Source organism: Vibrio albus, from assembly GCF_003144035.1.
Lineage (GTDB): Bacteria > Pseudomonadota > Gammaproteobacteria > Enterobacterales > Vibrionaceae > Vibrio > Vibrio albus.
In genome coordinates this window covers 126,565-140,899 of record NZ_QFWT01000005.1, presented here as the reverse complement: position 1 = coordinate 140,899, position 14,335 = coordinate 126,565, and the positions used below count along the sequence as shown (strand labels likewise).

Genomic DNA, 14,335 nt, shown 5'->3' with positions numbered 1-14,335 from the left:
AGAGGATGGCATGACCACGGTCAATTCTGGTTGGGCAAAGAACAATTGTCATATTTCCCATCTAGATACTATTATCAATAGTAGATGCGATATGTTATATATCGCCCATATATGTAATTAGATTATCACAAAAATAATAATAATTATCATTAACTTTATTTCCCAGCATAACTTTCATAAAGGGATTCACTATGAAATTTAGCCATAAAATTGTTGCAGCATCTTCCGTGTTACTGCTCATTACTATTAGCTTGTTAAGCGCCAAGCAATTCTTTACTGTTCAGTCAGAAATGAACCACACCATCAATGAAAGTATTAGCGATATCGTTAATGGTGTCCGCAATACAGTCACTGCTGAGCTGAATAATAAAAAGGCACTAGCGCGTTACTCAACCACCCTCGCAGAGCAAAACCCATCTCGGGAACATATTACGGAAGTCATCAGCCAGCCTGAGCTGAGTGATACCTTCCTGCTTGTTGGCGGTGGCTTTGAAGAGGATGGAGCATACTTTACCGGTGACCCTAGCTGGATCCCTAGTTCAGACTGGGACCCTCGGAAACGGCCCTGGTACAAAGATGCAAAAAGTCAGGGAAGTCTTATCATCACCGATCCCTACCCCGATTCTGTAACCAAAGATATTCTGGTTTCTATTGCGACACCACTGACAAGAGAGGGCCGTTTTATTGGTTCTATCTTTTACGACATGAGTCTGTCTAGTCTGTCTGAGCTGGTTAATAACGTTAAGCTCTTTAACGCCGGTTATCTGTTTATTGTCGCGAAAGACGGAACCGTTATTGCTCACCCGGATAGTGAGCTAAACGGGAAAAAAATGGACAGCTTCCTTCCGAGTATCCAGATTAGAGAAAACCAGTATCAAAATGTCACCCTAAAAGATGGCATGGATTACACACTCAATTATGCAAAAATTGAAGGACAAGACTGGTATGTCGGTGTGTTACTTAACGAGAAAGAAGCCTTTCAGTCCGTTTACGATATCCGAAATAACTCCATTATATACAGTCTCCTTGGCCTGATTGTCAGTATCGTCATCCTTCTGTTTGTTATCCGTAAACTGATGGCACCTCTGGGCGATCTGAATACCGCTATCAAGGACGTAGCCTCCGGGCATGCAGATTTAACCAAACGTCTGGGGACAGATACTGATCAGGAATTTGCAGAGCTAGCCAGTGGGTTCAATACCTTTAGTGAAAACCTGCAAGGTCAGATTACGCAGTTGAAAGCCATCAGTCAGGAAATTCTGCGAGGAACTGAGACAACAGCGAAAGGGGCAGCCAGCTCGGCAGACGCGATGAGTACCCAGTTACAGGAACTGGAACAACTGGCCACAGCGATGAATGAAATGGCCACCACGGCTTCCGATGTGGCGCACAATGCTCAGGGAGCGGCAGCAGCTGCACAGGAAGCAGATGATGCCACCCAAATTGGTGCTGAAATTGTTAGTGAGACCACAACGTCCATTGATACACTTTCTGCCCAGATTGAACATGCAGTCTCTGAAGTACAGAAACTGGAAGACGCAACAAACAGCATAGAAACCGTACTTCAGGTCATTAATGATATTGCTGACCAGACCAACTTGCTGGCTCTGAATGCGGCAATTGAGGCCGCCCGGGCCGGAGAGCAGGGACGTGGATTCGCTGTGGTCGCTGATGAGGTCCGGACGCTTGCCCAGCGTACTCAGGAATCCACCACCGAAATACGAAGCATGATAGAACAGTTACAGGCAGGTGCCACAGCCGTGGCGACAACCATGAATGAAAGTAAAAATGCGGCAGCGGGAACCGTAGAAAAAGCCCAGCAGGCCGATGAATCTCTACAACGTATCTTTGAAGCCATCAGACGTATTACGGATATGAACCTGCAAATTGCATCTGCTGCCGAGCAACAAAGCCTGGTTGCGGAAGAAATTAATGCCAATACGCTGAAGATCAAAGATCTCTCCGTGCAGGTGTCTGATGAATCCCAGCAAACCAATACGGCCATGCAAGTTCAGACTGAAAACGTTCGTGACCAGAATTCCGTTCTGGATAAATTTATCGTGTAGTTCCACCGTGGTTACATGACATAAAATAACGGAGCCATAAGGCTCCGTTATTTTTTAATACCAGTTAATCTAAATCTGCCTGACCATGCAGGATGTTGACTGTCCGGGAACTTTCTCTACCGCGTTATTTTTAAGAGATAACGTGTCATCCACAGACAACAACCCTTTATCTACCATCATCACACACGACTTAGGCTGCAACGTGAAGGTCAGCTCTCCCTGCTGAACACCGTAAGGCTCGTTGTCGATCAGGTTAACGACATCACTCTCCCAGTCGATATTCACCTGCAGCTTTTTCCTGCCTTTATTAATAGCAACCAGTCCTTTGCTTCCCCGAGAAAACACCAAACAGTCTTTATCCGAAAGAATCGGTGTCATAACCTCACCATGAACCAAATTATGAAAAGCGATCATTTGTGTCATGCGCGGGTCTTTCCAGCTGTTTTTCCAGCGTGGCTGACCTTGTTTATTACGGATATCGCTAGGGTTCAGATCGGTATAAATGAGCGGCACACCGCCATCACGTCCCAGAATATAGGCATACGCCAGCCATTCATCTTCTTCAGAAAGAATCAGTTCCTGAAACACGTCGTTATTCGGAATATCATGAGTAATGGCAAAAGTAATGGCTCGGGGCTTGGATAACGCCTGCCCTAAACTGTACGGGTTAACTAACGATTCAAGGCTGCCGTCCGGCTGAAACGCCTCATATACCGTATTAAACAGCGGAAAATCATAAGCGGATAAACGCGTCTGTTCCAGATACGGCTGCAAAAAGAGTTCATATTCCTCTTTGGTTGCCCCGCCATCGGTAATGATCTCACCAAAAATATGCACATCATCGACAATGTCCGGCGTCCAGACCTTTTTCAGATGCTCAAGTGTCATATGCTTCGCCGCATCAATCCGGAAGCCTCTGACACCCATTCCCTTCAGGGCTTTGATATAACGCTGCTGCTGCTCTATAACATGGTCACTGTCTTTTAATGTCGGTAAGCCCGGATCGTCTTCTCCGCCAGTAATCCGTCCATTCTGGACCTGCCAGCGATCTTTCCAGTCTTCGATACCGAACGCTTCCACAAAATCATCGTCAGTAAACAGCGGTTCTCTTAAATCACCAAACAATAGCTGCTCCTGGTACTCTTCCCAGTTTTGCAGATAGTTCAGCATATCTTTCTGTCCCGGATACTGCAGATCAGGACGGTACCATGATTCATTTGCCATATGGTTGAAAACAACGTCGACATATACCCAGACGTCATATTCACCCAGCGCCTTAACCATGTTAAAAAATTCAGTGGTATTACCCAGCTGATTATCGATCACCCGATAATCCTGTGGTTGATATCGTTGCCACCATTGGGTGCCATCTTTGTGTTTCAAAGATTTCATTGGCGGTGAAACCAGAACCGTTTTATAACCCAGAGAACTGATTGTTTTGGCATGTGTTGCGATGTCTAAATACGGCCAGTCAAAGGCATGAAGAATCACATCGCTTTTGTTCATCGTAGAGAAGGTATTCATTGTTACTCTCCTTAACCGTCGGCATAAACCCGTTATTGATGAAAAGGTATGAATGCAAATCGGGTTCAGCACTGTTGGAATACTGACGGCATTATAAATTGCACGATAAGAGCGAAATCCCCCTTACCCTGCTTTAATCAGGCTTAGATAAGGGGCGTAGCAGGAAAATGTGATCTATATCACCAATCCCAACGGATCATAGTATAGACCATTGTCGTCGGCGTCATACCAAATACACTCGAATCTACACCGTCAAAGCGCTGAATACTGGCGGTCAGCTGCCAGTTATCGGCCAGAGAGTACTGATTTGTATAGCTAAAATAAAGTGATCCGTCCTGATAATAAATCGAGGAAAAAGAGCTGCGGTTAAGTGGTGTTAAATCAAAACTCACCTCCGCATAACCGGTAAACTCACTAAAACTTAAGGTTCTGGCACTCAAAGGCTGAGTTAAATAGTCAGTAAAATTGTCCGGCGTAGAAGGATCGGCTGTGTGTAATACGCCGGCCCGGATACTCCAGTTCCTCTGACTACTGAAGCTGTAGTCCGTTTCAAAGCTGGAAATTATCGTATGGTTTAGGTTACCTTCTCGCTCCTGCTCCGTAGGGTTAAAGTAACTTGATTCCCCCCGGATACCAGCACCACTGACCGAACCGGCAAAGCCCAGCCCGATAACATTATCTTGTTCCGATTTTCCGGCAATAAACTGAACATCCCAACCTTTACGATTTAAATAATAACGGGCAGCATACCGGTTAAAAGCGGCTTCTTCTGCGGGACTGAAGACCAGTTCAACGCCACTGGCAAAACCTAACTTTTTCCCGAGTAAAATGCCATCTGTACCGGGACGTTCTGCATAGTCGGTGTCATAGATCGAATACACATTGAAGATATCATTAGGATTCCAGATCGTCGTCATTCCCCAGTTGACGCGGAACCGTCCTGTACGCATCAGCCAGTCTCCCTGCTGACTGGTGATGTACAGGCGGTCAAATTGACTATTCCCCACAACCTCCCGCTCTTCCATCCAGTTAACGGAAAGATCCATATACCCGGTGTCCCGCCCAAACCAGTCTGCGTAGTCATTCGCTTTAACAGAACCGCCATGAGTGACCCGGTTACGCATCCCGACATTATAACGCCAGTCCGGGTTGAGACGATATTCATAGTTGAAACGCTGCTGTAACGACTGGTCGAAAACATCGTGTTCACCCTGTACAAAGTAGCCATTCACTCTGTACTGAATATACCCGTTCAGTTCCCATTCTTGCTCCGGAACCAGGCCTGGAATCTGAGCAATGGCACTGAAACTGATACTGATACTGATACTGATACTGATACTCAGAATAAGAAGTCCGGACCAGATCCTGTACTTAGCACTCATCGTCCTGCTCTTCACTCATATCACGATCGGCCGTGAGTCTGCCATCTTCAAATACGATGACTCGTCTGGCTCGTTTAATGACCCGCGGATCGTGAGTAGAAAAAATGAAAGTCGTTCCTTCCGTCTCATTCAGCTGCTGCATAATATTCAACAGATCCGCCGTACTGTCGGCATCTAAGTTAGCCGTTGGCTCGTCCGCCATCACAAAGCGCGGACGAGAGGCCAGAGCCCGGGCAACCGCCACTCTCTGTTGCTGTCCTCCGGACAGTTTGGTCGGCCGTTTATTCTGCTGTGCGGCCAACCCTACTCTCTTCAGTAGCGCTTCTGCCCGGTTTCGACATTCTTTTTCACTTACGCCCTGAAGTTGCATAACAAACTCTACGTTTTCCAACGCAGTCAGTACCGGTAGCAAACTGTAATCCTGAAAAATAAAGCCGATATTATCGCGGCGAAACGCTATCCGTTCTTTCTCTGGCAGGGTGCAAATATTACAGCCATCAATGAACACCTCTCCCGATGTCGGATGATCGATCCCTCCCAGCATATTAAGAAGCGTGGTTTTACCGGACCCGGATGGCCCCATGACCGCAACAAATTCGCCCTGTTTGATAGTCAGATCCAACGCCTGCACGGCGTGAACCGGAAAATCGGAATCCTGATTATAGATTTTACACAGCTTATGAGTTTCAATAGTCATTAGTGTTTCTCCGCCATCGCTGCAGCCGGATGCTGCTTCAGGATTTGTCTGGCCGGATACAGAGCCGCAATCAACGCGGTAACCGCAACGGTCATAAAGATAGTGACATACTCAGATACCGACACCCGCGGATAGAGGATAGTATCCACACCATACGCCCCCAACCCTTCGGCCATTGCGCCTAATGGCAAACCTGTTACCTGTAATAGTTGAATCAGACCAATGCAGCCGGCTAGCCCCATGGCGGCACCACTCACTCCCAGCCACAGACTTTCAAGAAGAATCAGCCCTAGTATCTTATGCTTTTGCATGCCGACAGCCATCAATACGCCAAATTCCTGTGTGCGTTCAAAGACCGACATCAGCATGATATTGATAATCCCGAAGCCCATTGCCAGCATAAAAATACCCAGCATGATCGCACTGCTAACCCCTGTGGTAGCTAGCATAGACGCTAATAAAGGCTGAACCTGCGCCCAGTCTCTGACCTCATTAGCGTCTGTGGTATACGCTGCGATAAGCTTACGAAAACGCACTACCGGCTGTCTGTCATCCGCGCTCTGGTTGCCACGCATCAACACAGCGATTTCATGCACGCCCTGCATACCGGCAATCTTTCTCAGATCATGAATGCGAACGTACACATTCATATCATCGAAGTTTGTGGAGGGAGATTTGAAAATTCCTTTCACCCGAAACGCTGCCCCGGTAACCTCACCTTTGCTGTCGGTAAAGGTTAAAACCGCTTTAGAACCGACTCTCAGCTTGAGCCGGTTGGCTGTTTTTTGCGAAACCAGTATTGGTCTTCTGTCTTTTTCAGAAAGCCACTCACCTTGCTCAATATGTTCAGACAATGGGGTAAGTTTCGCTTCAGACGCTATATCAATCCCATTGATCCGCACACCTTTACTGCTGTGGGCCGAGCCAACTATTCCATCAACCAGAAAACGGGCAGAGAAAGAAAGCACCTGAGGGTCTGACGATAATCGTTGCAGCAATGGTTCAGAATCCACAATAGTGGCGTTGATGTCCGGGTTTTCCAGATAACGTTTATTTTGTACCTGCACATGACTGATCTGCCAGGCAATGGCATTGTGTACCATGTTGTCCACCATACCAGACATAAAACCCAACATAACGACGATGCCCATCAACCCAAAGACCATCGCACCCAGCATAATGCCGGTTCTGAGTTTATTGCGCCAAAGGTTACGCCACGCCAGCTTAATGAGCATGCGCGCCTCCTTTTAATGCCGATGCAAGACTCAGACGAAAGATACGCACCATGGGATAGATTAAACTGATAAGCAGAAGTACCAGCACAGCGATAATCTGGTTCGCAATCAGAGAAGGGGCAATCAATACCGGAAGAATCGGCTCAAACCCGGTTTCTTCCATCATCCGGGCTGCATCCCCCGTCATTTGAATCGGATTGAAATGGAGGTAAGTCAATACCGGTGCCGCGACCATAAGACCAAGCACTATCCCGAGAGTAGCAATAAACAAAGATTCCACAGCCACCAGTTGTAACAACCTGATACGCAACATGCCTGTTGCTAACATCACGGCAAACTCCCTCTGCCTTTCCAGCGTCATCATGGTAATCGTAGCAAATAACCCAAAGCCAACCACACCGTATAGGATATAAAGCATAAAGATACCACTGACCTTATCCATCGTGATCTGTTGGGACATTTCCGGGGCGAGTTCTTCCCAGTCTCTGACATTCACCGTGTCACCATAATGTTTTTCCAGTGTCGCTTCAGTTCCCGTTACCAGAGCCAAATCTCTGGTGTGCAACACCCAGGCAGTGACCTGTTTACCGGTGGAATACAAGTTCTGAGCAAGGCTCAGAGGCATATACACGAGCTGGCTGTCGAGCTGAGGCATGGGGAAATGCAGAATGCCTTTCACCGGATACAGGCCAGCGGCGGTCTGACCCCGATATCCCTGCCCGTACAACACAATCTCATCACCGATTTTCAACCTGAAGTAATTTGCCAGACGTTCACCGATTAACACCTGCCGGTCATCTTCGGTCAGAAATTCCCCCGCGATCAGCTTCTGGTCCAGATTCGAATACCCCTTTTCCATTTCCGGCACAGCGCCGATGACCATCACGCCTTTGGACCGCTCACCGGCAGCGGCCAGAGCAAAGGACTCCAGACGAGGCAGATGATCAGAAATGTCGGGATTCTGCAGCACTGGCTGGATAAAATCGTCAGTCATCGGCAACAGATCATTAATACTCAGGCTTTCGGCGTATTTAGGATGCTGCAGTTGTATCAGCCCGGTATAAAAGCGGGCCGCATGGTCGATGCTAATAGAGTAACTGCCCTCCTGCATAGAACGCATCAGTAAAGAGAGAAACAGCGCCAGCGCCAGCGCCCCGGCCGTCAGAAAGGTCCGCCGTTTTTGTCTCCAGATATTTCGCCATGCCAGTTTAACTAACATCGCCTAGTCCCTTAACTGTTTCATTTGATCCAATGAGAAGAAACCTTCCCCGATAGCAAAATCAAATTGCGCTTCATGGGTAATAAATTCGGTTTTATACCCGGGCTTATCAGCCGGAATCATCTCCAGATGAGTGGCCAGCATCCGTCCCCCCATCTCCTGAATATCGAAGGTCTGCATCGTATTCACCAGGTCTTCAAACTCGTCATAAAATTCCGCTTTGCGCTGGAGATAAGTCTGTTTTGATACCCACAAGCGAATACGGCTCCACACCACCGGAGCATCAGGTTTGGCAACGGCATCAATCACATAGGTCATTTCACCGTCAAACAGCTCTTCTTTAACCAGCTTATGTTCATAATCCACCACAATCGAAGACTGATTAATTAAATCGTCATTGGTAAAATCTGATCCCATCCACGACTGACTCAGCATGGATGGGGCAATTTTAATGACCCTTTCAATCGCCGGAATCCAGTTCCACATCTCCCGATATCGTTTCAGGGAAACCGTGCCTTTATCTTTTGCTGGTGACGTCACCAGCACCAGAGAAAAGTCCCTGTTTTTCGTCCAGCTTTTCATGCTCATACTTCGGATCCAGTCAGGCCGGATAATACGCATGGTGGCGACCGAGTAACTGGATTCTCCCCGCATCTGCTGATCCGATTTATTCACAATATCCGTGGCACTTTCAGCCCAGCCATGAGGCAGATAAAACAGGCAGATAAAAAACAGAAGAAATGGAGCCGGGCGCATGGTTATTCCTTAAGATCAATCACTTTGACTACTTTAACTATAGGATATTTCCTGCACCTTCACTGGCTCTATCAGCCCTCCCTTCCTGGTACTATGATCTTTGCCTGCTTTTGATACTTTTATACAGAACAAATAACTGTTAAAAAGACAAAATAAACAAATGTAACCACAAGGAAAAACAAAATGACCAACAATATCACTAACCTGGATCCTCCAATTACAGCTGATTATAGGATTGAAGAAGATCTACTTGGAAAACGTCAAGTTCCTGCAGATGTGTACTGGGGAATCCACACCCTCAGAGCCACTGAAAACTTCAACATTTCCCGCGCAACTATTTCAGGCATTCCCCAGTTTATCCGTGGAATGGTTATGACTAAAAAAGCGGCAGCACTGGCAAACCGGGAGCTCCAGACCATCCCTACTCAAATTGCTGACTATATCATTCAGGCCTGTGACAACCTTCTGAACTCTAACCACTATTACGATCAGTTTCCTGTTGATGTTTTTCAGGGAGGCGCAGGGACTTCCGTTAACATGAATACCAACGAAGTCATCGCCAATATCGCGCTTGAGCTGATGGGGAAAAACAAAGGTGACTACGATTACATTAATCCGAACGATCACGTCAATAAGTGCCAGTCAACGAACTGCACCTATCCGACAGGTTTCCGCATCGCGGTCTATAACAGCATTGAGGATCTCATTCAGTCGATTGAACTTCTGCAACAATCTTTTCAGCGAAAAGGGGAAGAGTTTGCGGGGGTACTGAAAATGGGACGGACTCAGCTTCAGGATGCCGTGCCGATGACTTCTGGACAGGAATTTAAAGCGTGGGCGGTTACTCTGGGTGAAGAGATCCGTAACATTCGTTATACAGCGAAGTTACTGCTGGAAGTGAACCTTGGTGCCACCGCCATCGGCACAGGCATTAACACCGTTGAAGGTTATCAGAAACAAGCGGTGCAATACCTGTCCGAAGTCACCGGGCTGGAATGCACTCCGGCAGAAGACCTTATAGAAGCGACGTCAGATTGCGGTGCGTATGTGATGGTACACAGCGCTTTTAAGCGGCTGGCACTGAAGCTATCTAAAATCAGCAATGATCTGCGCCTGCTTTCATCTGGCCCGCGTGCCGGACTGAATGAGTTGAACCTGCCTCAGCTTCAGGCCGGCTCCTCAATCATGCCGGCCAAAGTGAATCCTGTAGTTCCGGAAGTCGTCAATCAGGTTTGCTTTAAAGTCGCAGGTAACGACACCACGGTTTCATTTGCTGCAGAAGCCGGTCAGTTGCAACTTAATGTGATGGAACCGGTCATCGCTCAGTGTCTGTTCGAATCCATTAATCTGCTGAGTAACGCCAGTATCAACCTGAAAGAAAAATGCATTGATGGTATTACCGTGAACCCGGATGTTTGCAAACAAAACGTTCTGAACTCAATCGGCATCGTTACTTTCCTGAATCCGATTATCGGGCACCATGCCGGAGACATTATCGGCAAAATATGCGCAGAAACCGGTAAAAGCGTTGCGCAGGTGGCTCTGGAACAAGGCTACCTGTCCGAGCAGGAACTGGCTCATATTTTCTCTGTCGAGAATCTGATTCCTTCCTGTATTTAAAAATAATAAATGGGGCTTAACCTAAAAGGGTTAGGCCCATTACTAATTTAGCATTTCTATGCAGTTCTTTTTTGTTCACCAACATCGGAGAAGAGACTCCCCTTACAAATCGCGCCATACCCACTTGGCATCAATAGCACCTCCGGGGCCATAGCTACGTTGCTTCATCTCCAGAACAGTCCAGCACTCTTTTAATTCATGTTCGAGATCGTAACTGACTTTGTAAAATTTGTAGACCAAATCAGGATCGTGATACTCGCTACTAAAAGGACAGTTTTTTCTATTGATTAACTCAATACTAATAATAGTGCCACCTAAAGCATTAATGTGTTTTTCAATGATATTCATTCGCTCATTTTCAGCCTGTTTAGACATTCTCATCAATACCCATACCGACAGTCCTCCGGCAATGAAAGTCAGTAAAAACGCCAATTGTAGACTCATACAAACACCTCCATACCGAAACAAAAATGACGTACCTACTAGAAAAAGTATAGAGTATTAGTTCAGCGAAAATGAGCCCAATAAAGCCCCAAAATTTACGGTTCTATCTTCCTTACTTTTCTGTTCATTCTCCTTTCTCAGGCCCTAAATCTTTTTTGAGTCAAAGATCACAAAACTAACAATAACCATAAAAAGTGTGACAGAACTACCAAATGTTACTCGATGTTACCGATAACATTATCAATGTTCCCGGTAACATTTAGGGAAAGATGATAACGAAAGGATAAATACCCTATGAAATTCACTATAAAAACCCTTGCTTCTACAGTCGCCGTTGCTCTGCTGTCCACCTCTGCACTGGCTGCTGATTTCAACTTCAAATTCCAGTCAAGTGACCCGTCTGGTGATAAAAACTTCCAGGTACAGCAGGAGTGGACAGAACGAGTAGAAAAAATGTCCGGTGGTCGTATCCATATTGATCTGCTGCCTGTTGGCGCTGTGGTTAAGCACACGGAAACACTGGGTGCAATCAAAATGGGTGTCATCGACGGCCATGTTACTGCTACCGGTTATTTTTCCGGTAAGGATCCGGCCTTTGGTCTGATTGGTAACCTGGTTGGTGCCTGGTCTGATACCCGTCAACTTCTTGAATACATCAACTATGGCGGTGGTTATGATCTGATGACCGAGCTATACGCTCCATACGGCGTAAAATACGTGGGTGGCTCGACAACGGGCGTGGAATCCTTTGTATCTAAAGTGCCACTGGATGGCGTCGCTGACCTGAAAGGTCTGAAACTGCGCGCTCCGGAAGGTCTGGTTCAACAGGTATTTGCTGCCGCAGGCGCTGCACCGGTTAACCTGCCCGGTTCTGAAGTATTTACCGGTCTGAGCAAAGGCGTCATTGATGCGGCTGACTACACCGTATTCTCGACTAACCAGAAAGCCGGTATGAACGATATCGCCACCCATCCGGTTCAGCCAGGCTTCCACTCTCTGCCAATGATCGATATTTCCATGAGTCAGAAGAAATGGGACAAGATGCCGGAAGATCTACAGGACATTATGACCGTATCTGTACGTGATTTTGCTCAGGATATAACTACCCAGCTACGCATCGCGGATGCGAAAGCCGTGAAAGAAGCGCAAGCAAACCCTGAAATCACTATCCACGACTGGCCAGCGGCAGAGCGTAAGAAGTTCCGTCAGATTGCCATGGGTGAATGGGAAAAGTATGCCGAACAATCGCCTAATGCGAAGAAGGTATATGACTCTATTACAACTTACCTGAAAGACTCCGGTCTTCTATAAGTCTCAGATCTTGTAACTCCACAGGTTTTCTGTAACCAGCTCTGTTTGGGGAGGGCATTTCTTCCCCTTTTTTTGGATAAAACGTTATGAAAAATTCAGAAACCATCGACATCAAGGTGGCTGAAATGCCTCACAATGGTCTCGATAAGCTTTTAGCCCGAGTCAGTGAAATACTTAGCTACCTTTTTGTTTTTACCGTTATTATTTCCTTTTATGAAGTACTCAGTCGTTATCTGTTTGACTCACCAACCATATGGGTACATGAAACAGCCTCGTTTATCGGCGGTTCACTGTTTGTTATTGGTGGTGCCTATGCCCTGGCCACCGACAAACACGTAAGAGTGGTACTGTTGTACGACATCGTTTCACAAAGAACCCGGCATTATCTTAACCTTTTCCACCACATCGCAGGCCTGTTCTTCTCCGGAATGCTGGTTTACGGCGCTTATCAGATGGTGGCTAACTCATGGTTCACGCCATGGGGGGATGTCCATCTGGAAACATCGGGTACCGCCTGGAACCCACCTTTTCCGGCACTGCTTAAGGGACTCATTCTGTTTACTGTCATTTTGATTTTTATTCAGTTTGTGCTGCACCTGATTAATGAAATCCAAACACTAAAGGAAGAGAACAATGACTGATTTAACTTCAACTAAACCGGTCTCCCGTAGTCGCATGCCACTGGCGTTTGTACCGGGAGTATTCGTTCTGTTATTAGCCCTGGGCTGGTTGGGCGCAGAGGCTATCTCATTTGACTTATCTTCTATTGGTATCGGCTATGGCAGTCTGCTGATGCTGGTGCTTATGATTGCTCTGCTGCTGACCGGAATGCAACTGGCTTTTGTTACCGGCCTGGTTGCCCTGATCTTCACTTATGGCTGGTTTGGTGTTGACGCGTTACCTTTGGTAACCAGCCGTATTTTCAGTTTTGTAAATGGCTATGTTTTCCTTGCTGTACCGATGTTCGTATTAATGGCCGCCCTGCTCGACCGCTCGGGTATCGCACGAGATTTGTTTGATGCAATGAAAAGCGTTGGTCGTAAGGTACGTGGTGGTGTTGCGGTACAAACCCTGTTGGTAGCGGTTGTACTGGCCTCTATGTCCGGAGTTATCGGTGGGGAAACTGTACTTCTGGGTATTCTGGCTCTGCCACAAATGCTGCGTCTTGGGTATAACCGTAAACTGGCTATCGGGACAACCTGTGCCGGTGGTGCACTGGGTACCATGCTGCCTCCGAGTATCGTACTGATTATTTATGGTCTGTCTGCATCGGTGTCCATTGGTCAGCTATTTAAAGCCGCTTTTCTGCCTGCGTTCATTCTGGCTATGTTCTATGTGGGTTATGTTCTGATTCGATGCAAACTGAACCCGTCTCTGGCTCCATTACCATCAGAAGAAGAACTGGCGGAAGATGCCAAAAACCGTCCAAGCTACTTTAAAGCACTGTTCTTCCCGTTGCTGTCGGTTGCGATTGTTCTGGGCAGTATCTATACCGGTGTTGCCTCAGTAACCGAAGCCTCTGCTCTGGGTGTTGTTGGTATCGCACTGAGTGCCTGGATTCGTGGAGAGCTAAACGCCACGATGGTGAAAGAGTCTGCAATCGCAACAATGCGCACCTGTGGCATGATCATGTGGATCGGTATCGGTGCCTCTGCTCTGGTCGGTGTATATAACCTGATGGGTGGTATCGACTTCGTTGAGCAAACCATTCTGGCTCTGAGTGGCGGTAATGCCACAACAACCCTGCTGATTATGATGGCAATTCTGTTTGTGCTGGGCATGTTCCTGGACTGGGTAGGCGTTGCTCTGCTGACCATGCCGATCTTCGTTCCAATCATTACTGGCCTGGGTATGGATCCTGTCTGGTTTGGTGTGGTGTTCTGTCTGAACATGCAGGTAGCATTCCTGTCCCCACCATTTGGTCCGGCGGCGTTTTACCTGAAGTCGGTCGCGCCGAAAGATATCTCTCTGGGAGAAATATTCTCCTCCATGATCCCTTTTATCGCACTGCAAGTCAGCGTACTGGCACTGGTTATTATCTTCCCTGAGCTGGCGCTCTGGTGGCAGTAACCTTTACCTAA

Annotated in this window: 12 protein-coding genes; 5 read left to right on the top strand and 7 right to left on the bottom strand. The window is 47.1% G+C overall.

Annotation, left to right across the window (positions count from 1 at the left end):
* Nucleotides 1–191: 191 nt before the first annotated feature.
* Entirely contained in the window at nucleotides 192–2,066 is a 1,875-nt protein-coding gene (locus tag DI392_RS10605) for a methyl-accepting chemotaxis protein (RefSeq protein WP_109319882.1), read from the top strand.
* A gap of 69 nt (nucleotides 2,067–2,135) precedes the next feature.
* On the opposite strand, the gene DI392_RS10600 is transcribed toward DI392_RS10605, so the two are convergent.
* From DI392_RS10600 to DI392_RS10575, 6 genes are all read right to left on the bottom strand, one after another.
* Nucleotides 2,136–3,590 (bottom strand): alpha-amylase family protein, encoded by a 1,455-nt coding sequence (locus DI392_RS10600; protein ID WP_109319881.1) that lies wholly within the window; start codon nucleotides 3,588–3,590, stop codon nucleotides 2,136–2,138.
* A gap of 179 nt (nucleotides 3,591–3,769) precedes the next feature.
* Nucleotides 3,770–4,972: a hypothetical protein gene (locus DI392_RS10595; protein WP_245884022.1), complete on the bottom strand. Its 1,203-nt coding sequence runs from the start codon at nucleotides 4,970–4,972 to the stop codon at nucleotides 3,770–3,772.
* Nucleotides 4,962–5,669, bottom strand: coding sequence for an ABC transporter ATP-binding protein (locus tag DI392_RS10590; RefSeq protein WP_109319880.1), 708 nt, complete (start codon nucleotides 5,667–5,669; stop codon nucleotides 4,962–4,964). Before DI392_RS10590 ends, DI392_RS10595 begins: the two co-directional genes overlap by 11 nt.
* The gene (locus DI392_RS10585) at nucleotides 5,669–6,904 is read right to left on the bottom strand and encodes an ABC transporter permease (protein ID WP_109319879.1); all 1,236 of its coding nucleotides are present in this window, start codon (nucleotides 6,902–6,904) and stop codon (nucleotides 5,669–5,671) included. The genes DI392_RS10590 and DI392_RS10585 overlap by 1 nt, the downstream gene beginning before the upstream one ends.
* Entirely contained in the window at nucleotides 6,894–8,123 is a 1,230-nt protein-coding gene (locus DI392_RS10580) for an ABC transporter permease (protein WP_109319878.1), read from the bottom strand. The genes DI392_RS10585 and DI392_RS10580 overlap by 11 nt, the downstream gene beginning before the upstream one ends.
* Nucleotides 8,124–8,126: 3 nt before the next feature.
* Complete coding sequence (locus DI392_RS10575; protein WP_109319877.1) at nucleotides 8,127–8,879, bottom strand: outer membrane lipoprotein-sorting protein; 753 nt, start codon at nucleotides 8,877–8,879, stop codon at nucleotides 8,127–8,129.
* A gap of 183 nt (nucleotides 8,880–9,062) precedes the next feature.
* Here DI392_RS10575 and aspA point away from each other — a divergent pair, with 183 nt between their 5' ends.
* On the top strand, nucleotides 9,063–10,499 hold the full coding sequence (gene aspA / locus DI392_RS10570) for an aspartate ammonia-lyase (RefSeq protein WP_109319876.1): 1,437 nt from the start codon (nucleotides 9,063–9,065) through the stop codon (nucleotides 10,497–10,499).
* Nucleotides 10,500–10,601: 102 nt separating this feature from the next.
* Here aspA and DI392_RS10565 read toward each other — a convergent pair whose 3' ends face one another.
* Complete coding sequence (locus tag DI392_RS10565) at nucleotides 10,602–10,943, bottom strand: hypothetical protein (protein ID WP_109319875.1); 342 nt, start codon at nucleotides 10,941–10,943, stop codon at nucleotides 10,602–10,604.
* A gap of 294 nt (nucleotides 10,944–11,237) precedes the next feature.
* On the opposite strand from DI392_RS10565, the gene DI392_RS10560 reads away from it, so the two are divergent.
* The 3 genes from DI392_RS10560 to DI392_RS10550 all read left to right on the top strand — a co-directional run bounded on the left by DI392_RS10560 (nucleotide 11,238) and on the right by DI392_RS10550 (nucleotide 14,324).
* Entirely contained in the window at nucleotides 11,238–12,254 is a 1,017-nt protein-coding gene (locus DI392_RS10560) for a TRAP transporter substrate-binding protein (RefSeq protein ID WP_109319874.1), read from the top strand.
* A gap of 86 nt (nucleotides 12,255–12,340) precedes the next feature.
* Nucleotides 12,341–12,895 carry a TRAP transporter small permease subunit gene (locus DI392_RS10555; RefSeq protein WP_109319873.1) on the top strand — a complete coding sequence of 185 codons (555 nt, stop codon included), beginning with the start codon at nucleotides 12,341–12,343 and terminating at the stop codon, nucleotides 12,893–12,895.
* Nucleotides 12,896–13,046: 151 nt separating this feature from the next.
* The gene (locus DI392_RS10550; RefSeq protein WP_245884031.1) at nucleotides 13,047–14,324 is read left to right on the top strand and encodes a TRAP transporter large permease; all 1,278 of its coding nucleotides are present in this window, start codon (nucleotides 13,047–13,049) and stop codon (nucleotides 14,322–14,324) included.
* Nucleotides 14,325–14,335 lie beyond the last annotated feature (11 nt).

What these genes read in the sequence shown, in the direction of transcription:
- DI392_RS10565 (WP_109319875.1), bottom strand. Translation starts at nt 10,943, where the DNA reads ATGAGTCTACAATTGGCGTTTTTACTGACTTTCATTGCCGGAGGACTG.
- DI392_RS10550 (WP_245884031.1), top strand. Translation starts at nt 13,047, where the DNA reads ATGCTGGTGCTTATGATTGCTCTGCTGCTGACCGGAATGCAACTGGCT.
- DI392_RS10600 (WP_109319881.1), bottom strand. Translation starts at nt 3,590, where the DNA reads ATGAATACCTTCTCTACGATGAACAAAAGCGATGTGATTCTTCATGCC.
- DI392_RS10595 (WP_245884022.1), bottom strand. Translation starts at nt 4,972, where the DNA reads ATGAGTGCTAAGTACAGGATCTGGTCCGGACTTCTTATTCTGAGTATC.
- DI392_RS10585 (WP_109319879.1), bottom strand. Translation starts at nt 6,904, where the DNA reads ATGCTCATTAAGCTGGCGTGGCGTAACCTTTGGCGCAATAAACTCAGA.
- DI392_RS10575 (WP_109319877.1), bottom strand. Translation starts at nt 8,879, where the DNA reads ATGCGCCCGGCTCCATTTCTTCTGTTTTTTATCTGCCTGTTTTATCTG.
- aspA (WP_109319876.1), top strand. Translation starts at nt 9,063, where the DNA reads ATGACCAACAATATCACTAACCTGGATCCTCCAATTACAGCTGATTAT.
- DI392_RS10605 (WP_109319882.1), top strand. Translation starts at nt 192, where the DNA reads ATGAAATTTAGCCATAAAATTGTTGCAGCATCTTCCGTGTTACTGCTC.
- DI392_RS10590 (WP_109319880.1), bottom strand. Translation starts at nt 5,669, where the DNA reads ATGACTATTGAAACTCATAAGCTGTGTAAAATCTATAATCAGGATTCC.
- DI392_RS10560 (WP_109319874.1), top strand. Translation starts at nt 11,238, where the DNA reads ATGAAATTCACTATAAAAACCCTTGCTTCTACAGTCGCCGTTGCTCTG.
- DI392_RS10580 (WP_109319878.1), bottom strand. Translation starts at nt 8,123, where the DNA reads ATGTTAGTTAAACTGGCATGGCGAAATATCTGGAGACAAAAACGGCGG.
- DI392_RS10555 (WP_109319873.1), top strand. Translation starts at nt 12,341, where the DNA reads ATGAAAAATTCAGAAACCATCGACATCAAGGTGGCTGAAATGCCTCAC.